This is a genomic window from Nocardia farcinica, from assembly GCF_029867845.1.
Lineage (GTDB): Bacteria > Actinomycetota > Actinomycetes > Mycobacteriales > Mycobacteriaceae > Nocardia > Nocardia farcinica_A.
This window is the reverse complement of record NZ_JARWRU010000929.1, coordinates 1-6,139: the sequence shown is the minus strand read 5'-3', so window position 1 is coordinate 6,139 and position 6,139 is coordinate 1. Positions and strand designations below refer to the sequence as shown.

The window sequence follows — 6,139 nt, the reverse complement described above, 5'->3', positions numbered from 1 at the left end:
CGGCCCACCCCCCCCCCCCCCCCCCGTTTCGCGGGCCGGGGGGGGGCGCCGCGGCGCCCCCGCGGGGGGGGCTGCCGGGGGGGGGGGGGGCGCCCCCGCGGGGGGGGGGGGGGTGTGACCGGGCGCGGGGGGGGGGGCGCTGCCCCCCTCGCGCGCGGCGCCCCCCCCCCCCCCCCCGCGCCCGGTGCGCGGACTGCGAGACAGGCGACGCCCCCGCGCTCGTGCGGGGGCGTCGGTGTGCGCTCGGGGCGCGTCGCCGGTGTTCGCGATGGCGGCGCCGGGGTCGTCAGACGCCGAAGTCGCGCTTGACCTGGGCGGCGTTCTTGTGTTCGACGAAGAACGACAGCAGCGGGATGGTGCCCGCCACCAGGGTGCCGACGGTGCGCCCGATCGGCCAGCGGACCTTCTGTGCCAGGTCGGCGGTGAGGATCAGGTAGACGAAGTAGACCCAGCCGTGCACGATGGCGATCCAGCTCGGCGGGTCGGCGTCGAAGCCGTACTTGGCGATCATCTCGCCGCACAGCAGCAGCAGCCACAGGCCGGTGAACCAGGCCAGCGCACGGTAGCGCAGCAGCGCGCCCTTGATCTTGGCGCGCTCGGCCGGGTCCACGGTCGTGGCCGGGGTCGCCGGATTCCCGGTCGCCGGTTTCTCGACGGAGACGGTCTCGTTGTCGCCGGCGTTCACCCAGCGCTCCTCTCGCTCGTGCCCGCGCCGTGCTGGGCGCCGGCCGCTTGTTCGACGTCGGCGGCGTGCAGTCGTGCCAGGTACCGGTTGTACTCCTCGAGGACCGGGTCTGCGGCGCGGGCCGCCTTGGGCCGCTCGGGCAGGATGCCCGCCGGGATCTCACGTGGCCGGTCCTGCTTGCGGGTGCGGCGCGCCCTGGCGGCGACGGACCCGCGCGGCGGCTCGGCGGAATCCGCGACCCCCCGTGAGCCCCCGGAAACGCTGTCGGCCGACGCCGCGGGGGCCGTGGTGCCGGTGTGGCCCGGCCGCGCGCTCTCGGGGGCGGTCTGCTCCCCGGCCTCCCCCTCGGCTTCGCGCTCGAGGCGGACGAACCGGAAGTAGGCGAACACCACGAACCCGGCGAACAGCGGCCACTGCAGGGCGTAGCCGAGGTTCTGCGCGGTGCCCGCCGCGGACTCGTAGCGCTCCCACTGCCACCAGGCCAGCCCGAGGCAGGCCAGGAAGGCCACCACGACCAGCACGATCAGGGCGGGCCGGTGGTAGCCGGGTCGGGTCGGGGGAGCGGACACGCCTACCACGGTACCTGTCTACTACAGGCTGCGTAGGAGCAGGCCGGTGCCCGGATCGGGGCGTCAGAACCGGTAGGTGACGCCGGTCATGCGCTCGGATTCGGTCCACAGCGCCAGTTGCAGCTCCCGGTCGCGCGAGAGCCTGGTCGACGGGCACGCCACCACCGGGCCCTGGGCGCCGAACAGCCGGTTCGGGCCCCAGTAGACCTCGGGATCGGCGTCGGGCGTGGTCGCGGCGAACAGGGTGGAGTGCGCCGCCTTGGCCGGGGAGTGGCCGATCAGCCGCATGGTCGGGCGCAGGACGTGGTCGAGCGCGGTCTCGGTGTGGGCGAACAGTTCGGTCGCCGAGACGCCGGGGTGCACCGCGTAGGAGCGCACCTTCGAGCCCGCGGCCGTCAGGCGGCGCTGCAACTCGCGCGCGAACATGAGGTTGGCCAGCTTGGACTGCGAGTAGGCGAGATTGCGGAAGTAGCGGCGGTGCTCGTAGTTGAGGTCGTCGATGCGGAACTTCGGGGTCTGCCGGTGCGCGATGCTCGACAGCGTGACCACCCGGTCGCGGACGCGGTCGAGCAGCAGGCCGGTGAGGGCGAAGTGGCCGAGATGGTTGACGCCGAACTGGGTTTCGAAGCCGTCGGCGGTGCGGGAGAAGGGTACGTACATGATGCCCGCGTTGTTGACGAGCACGTCGAATTCCGCGGTATTGTCGGCGAACGCGCGGACCGAGGACAGGTCGGCCAGATCCAATGGCTCCACGCGCACGTCGCCGGGGATCGTCGCGGCGATCTGCTCGGCCTTGGCGACATTGCGGCAGGCCATCACCACGGTCGCGCCCTTGGCCGCCAGCACTTTCGTCGTCACGGCTCCGAGACCGCCGTTCGCGCCGGTGACCACGAACGTGCGGCCGCTCTGATCGGGGATTCGCTTGGGGTTCCACGCCATGGGAGAACCTTACTGTGAAGTAAGTTCGCGCGGAAGGAGATCGGGGCGCGAGGGCTGTCGAATCCGTGCGAATGGTGGACGCGTCTTCGATACCGTGGGCGGGTGAGGACCTCGGTGGGCAGACAGTACGGCGGACGGACGGTGGCCGAGCGCAGGGCCGAGCGACGCACTCGCTTCCTGGACGCCGCCACCCGGTTGTTCGCCGAGGAAGGCTATGCCGACTGCTCGCTCGCCGAGGTGTGCGCCGCCGCCGGGCTGTCCAAGCGGCAGTTCTACGAGGAGTTCGACACCAGAGAGGACGTGCTGCTCGCGGCCTACGACCGGGTGCAGGACGAGGCCGTGGCCGCCGTGATGACCGCGCTGGCCGGGGTGTCGCCGCGGACCGAGCCCGTCGCGGCGATGACCGCCGTGCTCACCGCCTATCTGGAGGCCCTCGGGGCCGATCCGTGGCGCGCCGAACTGGCCTTCGTCGAGGTGGTCGGCGTCAGCGCGCGGATGGAACGCCATCGTCGCCGGCGCAGGCGTCGCTGGGGCGAACTGCTCGTGGCTGAGGTGGTGCCGAAAGTCGTTCCCGGAGGCCGGGTCCGTGGCGCACCCGGGCTGGCCGCCACCGTCCTGATCGGGGCGGTCAACAGCGTGACCGTCGAATGGCTGCGCGCCGACCCGCGCCCGCCGGTCGCCGATCTGGTGGATCTGCTCGTGCCGGTGGCGGCAGCGCTCGTCGAGGTGGCCTGACCCGCCTGCGGTCGCGAGCCTCCAGGGTCTCCGCTTGCCGCTCGAATACTCGCCTACGTATATTCGTAGACGAGTAGGAGGGACGAGTGGGAGGTGTGATGCCCGCCAAACGCAAGGTCGACAACCTGCTGGCGCTGGCCGTGCTGTCGGTCATCGTGGAACGGCCCATGCACCGCTACGAGATCGCCTCCACGCTGCGCTCCCGCGGCAAGGACCGCGACATGGACATCAAGTGGGGCTCGCTCTACACCGTGGTGCGCAACATGACCAAGGCGGGCTTTCTCGAGGAGATCGGCAGCGAGCGGGAGGGCGCGCGCCCGGAACGGGTCATCTACCGGATCACCGAGGCCGGTCGTGCCGAGCTGGTGGACTGGACGAAAGAGCTCCTCTCACAACCGCGTTCGGAGCGCAACGCGTTCACCGCGGGTCTGTCGGTGGTGGCCATGCTCTCGCCCGAGGAGGTGATCGAGCTGCTCGACGCCAGGATCACGGCGCTGGAGGCGATCATCGCGGGTGTGCGGGCCGAACTCGAGTCGCTGGCGGGAACGCTGCCCCGGCTGTTCGTGATCGAAACCGAGTACGGGCTGGCGATGCTGGAGGCCGAGACGGCCTGGGCGCGCGGCTGGCGTGCCGAACTCGTCGACGGCACCTTCCCCGATCTGGCGCTGTGGCGCACGGTCAACGCCTCCGTGCGAGCGGACACAGCGGAAGGAGGCCGATAGCGAGGACCGAAAAACAGGACCGCAGGCAGAAAGGACCGCAGGCAAAAGGACCGTAGGCAACAGAGACGAAGCCCCGAACGAGGGGCGACGAACGAACCCGCTCCCGGACGACGGTGCGGCAACACCGCCGCCGGGAACGGACGACCACTCGAACCGCGCACGCTCGCGCGCACCCGGCTGTCGAGGCCGGCAACCACAGGATAGTCCCGGGTGGGGCGGGCGCGGCGGTTCGCCGCATGCACACGAACCCACCGGGAGGTACATCCATGTCCGCGATACGATCCGCGCTCGTCGTCGGCGGGGGCATCGCAGGCCCTGTCGTCGCCACCGCCCTGCGCAAGGCGGGTATCGACGCGTCCGTCCACGAGGCCTACCCCGGCCCGTCCGAGGGCATCGGCAGCGGACTCGCGCTGGCGCCGAACGGCCTGGCCGCGCTCGACCTGCTCGGCGCGGGCGAGGCGGTGCGCGCCGTCGCCGCTCCGGTCGCCTGCACCGTGCTCGCCGTCGGCGGGCGCATGCACCGGCTGCCCGTCGCGGCGGGCGAGCCGCCGCTGCGACTGGTCGACCGCGCCGCCCTGCACACCGTGCTGCACGAGCACGCCCGCGCCGCCGGGGTGCCGGTCCACTACGGCAGCCGTCTGGTCGGCGCCGAGGAGCGCGCCGACGGCGTCACCGCCCGCTTCGCCGACGGCACGACCGCAAGTGCCGACATCCTCGTCGGCGCCGACGGCATCCGCTCCACCGTGCGCACGCTCATCGATCCCGACGCCCCCGGCCCGGAGTACACCGGCATGCTCGGCTTCGGGGCCACCGTCGACTGCCCGGTGCCGGTGCCGCCGGAGACGATGGTCTTCGCCTACGGCAGGCGCGCCTACTACCTGTACTGGCGCGACCGCGACGGCCGGGTCGGCTGGGGCGCGAATCTGCCGCACCGCGAATACCTGACCCTGGCGCAGGCCAGGCAGGTGGCACCCGAACGGTGGCTGGAGATCCTGCGCGAGACCTACGGGGCGGACACACCGGGCGGGGAGCTGGTCCGCGGCACCAGCCCCGAGCAACTGGAGATCACCGGCGGTCTGCACATCATGCCGCCGGTGCCGCGCTGGTTCTCCGCGCGCACGGTGCTGGTCGGCGACGCGGTGCACGCGCCGTCCAACTCCTCCGGCCAGGGCGCCTCGCTGGCGGTGGAGAGCGCGGTGCAGCTGGCCAGGTGCCTGCGCGACCTGCCCGACCCGGTGTCGGCGTTCGCCGCCTACGAGCGGCTGCGGCGGGAACGGGTCGAGGGCATCGCCGCCAGGGCCGCCAGGATCAACCGCAGCAAGACGCCGGGCCCGGTCGGGCGGACGCTGATGAACCTGCTGATGCCGCTCATGGTCCGCACGGTCATGAAGCCCGGCGAGCGCACCACCGCCGAGCGCGGCTATCGCATCGACTGGGACGCGCCGGTGTCGCGGGAGACCACCGCTGCCTGACCACCGGCGTCCTTCCACCTGCGGCCTTTCCACCGAGGGTGGGGAATCGCTCACCCTCGGAGGAAGGCGGTGCAGCACTGGGGTTCCTGTCGGCGGGAACGGTCAGGGGAGAAAGTGGAACCACCTCGAAGAACCCCTCGAACATCCTCTCGGATACCGACTCGTCAGGAGTCCACGATGCACATCACCGCCACCCGCCCCGCCGCCCGCTCCGATGCCGCGATCGCCGTCTGGACCCCCGAGGGCTCGCTGACCCACCGCGAGCTCGACAGCTGGTCCAACCGGCTGGCCCGGGTGCTGCTGCGCGCGGGCGTCCGCCGCGGTTCGGTGGTGGCGGTGGCCGTCGAGCCGCTGATCGAGGATCTGGTCACCCGGACCGCGATCGCCAAGATCGGCGCCACCGCCGTCCCCGCGGGCACCCGCGTGCCCGCGCCCGCCTTCGGTGTCACCACCGAGGACGCCCGCGACGGCCTCGGCGAGCCGATCCCGTGGCTGGTCCTCGACGACCGCTCCACCCTGCTGCGGTACCTGACCGGCTCCGACGCCCCGCTCACCGAGGCCGAGCTGGACGGGTTGCGGCCCGCCTGCTGAGGCGGGCGCGCCGCGCCCGCCACCCCGCGGACATGCGCAATCCGAGCTGGCAGCACCCCGTGCGGCGATAGAATCCCCAGCGGACATCTCTCCACGCATGCTGGTCGATCGACCCGCCGGGAGCCTCGTCGACGAACCCGGCTCGCCGGCGGCTGGGCATGCCCGCCCCTCGCGGGCGCGGTGTGCCGTCTGTCTTTTTCCAGAAGTCATCGGTCCCCAGAAGTCATCGGTCCCCCGGAAGTCATCGGTTCGCCGGAAGGCATCGCCAACTCGGTACCGACCGACCCCGTTCGCCGTAGCCCCCATACGCCGACTCCGCTTCCGACTAGCAGGAACGTCCATGCCCCAGAGTTCCGCCGCCCCCCTCACCGCCCCCGCCGCGCTGCCCGCGGGCGCCTCCCCCCTCTCCGCCGCCCAGCGCGGCAT

At 72.4% G+C, this 6,139-nt stretch carries 7 protein-coding genes; 4 read left to right on the top strand and 3 right to left on the bottom strand.

Going from position 1 to position 6,139, the window contains the following annotated elements; all coding sequences use genetic code 11:
- Positions 1 to 286 precede the first annotated feature (286 nt).
- From QH283_RS20430 to QH283_RS20420, 3 genes are all read right to left on the bottom strand, one after another.
- Positions 287 to 610 carry a DUF3817 domain-containing protein gene (locus QH283_RS20430; protein ID WP_280504589.1) on the bottom strand — a complete coding sequence of 108 codons (324 nt, stop codon included), beginning with the start codon at positions 608 to 610 and terminating at the stop codon, positions 287 to 289.
- 71 nt (positions 611 to 681) lie between these two features.
- Positions 682 to 1,254, bottom strand: a complete 573-nt coding sequence (locus tag QH283_RS30360; protein ID WP_414689550.1) for a transcriptional regulator — start codon at positions 1,252 to 1,254, stop codon at positions 682 to 684.
- A 63-nt stretch (positions 1,255 to 1,317) separates the two neighbouring features.
- A complete protein-coding gene (locus QH283_RS20420; protein WP_280504587.1) occupies positions 1,318 to 2,193 on the bottom strand; it encodes an oxidoreductase in 876 nt (291 codons plus the stop codon).
- 102 nt (positions 2,194 to 2,295) lie between these two features.
- Here QH283_RS20420 and QH283_RS20415 point away from each other — a divergent pair, with 102 nt between their 5' ends.
- The 4 genes from QH283_RS20415 (at position 2,296) to QH283_RS20400 (ending at position 5,713) form a co-directional block, all read left to right on the top strand.
- Complete coding sequence (locus tag QH283_RS20415; RefSeq protein WP_280504586.1) at positions 2,296 to 2,928, top strand: TetR/AcrR family transcriptional regulator; 633 nt, start codon at positions 2,296 to 2,298, stop codon at positions 2,926 to 2,928.
- An 86-nt stretch (positions 2,929 to 3,014) separates the two neighbouring features.
- Positions 3,015 to 3,650, top strand: a complete 636-nt coding sequence (locus QH283_RS20410) for a PadR family transcriptional regulator (protein WP_324246559.1) — start codon at positions 3,015 to 3,017, stop codon at positions 3,648 to 3,650.
- Positions 3,651 to 3,916: 266 nt separating this feature from the next.
- Complete coding sequence (locus QH283_RS20405; protein WP_280504585.1) at positions 3,917 to 5,122, top strand: FAD-dependent monooxygenase; 1,206 nt, start codon at positions 3,917 to 3,919, stop codon at positions 5,120 to 5,122.
- 177 nt (positions 5,123 to 5,299) lie between these two features.
- Complete coding sequence (locus QH283_RS20400; RefSeq protein WP_280504584.1) at positions 5,300 to 5,713, top strand: AMP-binding protein; 414 nt, start codon at positions 5,300 to 5,302, stop codon at positions 5,711 to 5,713.
- Positions 5,714 to 6,139: the final 426 nt, after the last annotated feature.

Excerpts from the sequence above, each read along its gene's own strand:
- QH283_RS20400 (WP_280504584.1), top strand. The coding sequence starts at position 5,300 with ATGCACATCACCGCCACCCGCCCCGCCGCCCGCTCCGATGCCGCGATC.
- QH283_RS20405 (WP_280504585.1), top strand. The coding sequence starts at position 3,917 with ATGTCCGCGATACGATCCGCGCTCGTCGTCGGCGGGGGCATCGCAGGC.
- QH283_RS20420 (WP_280504587.1), bottom strand. The coding sequence starts at position 2,193 with ATGGCGTGGAACCCCAAGCGAATCCCCGATCAGAGCGGCCGCACGTTC.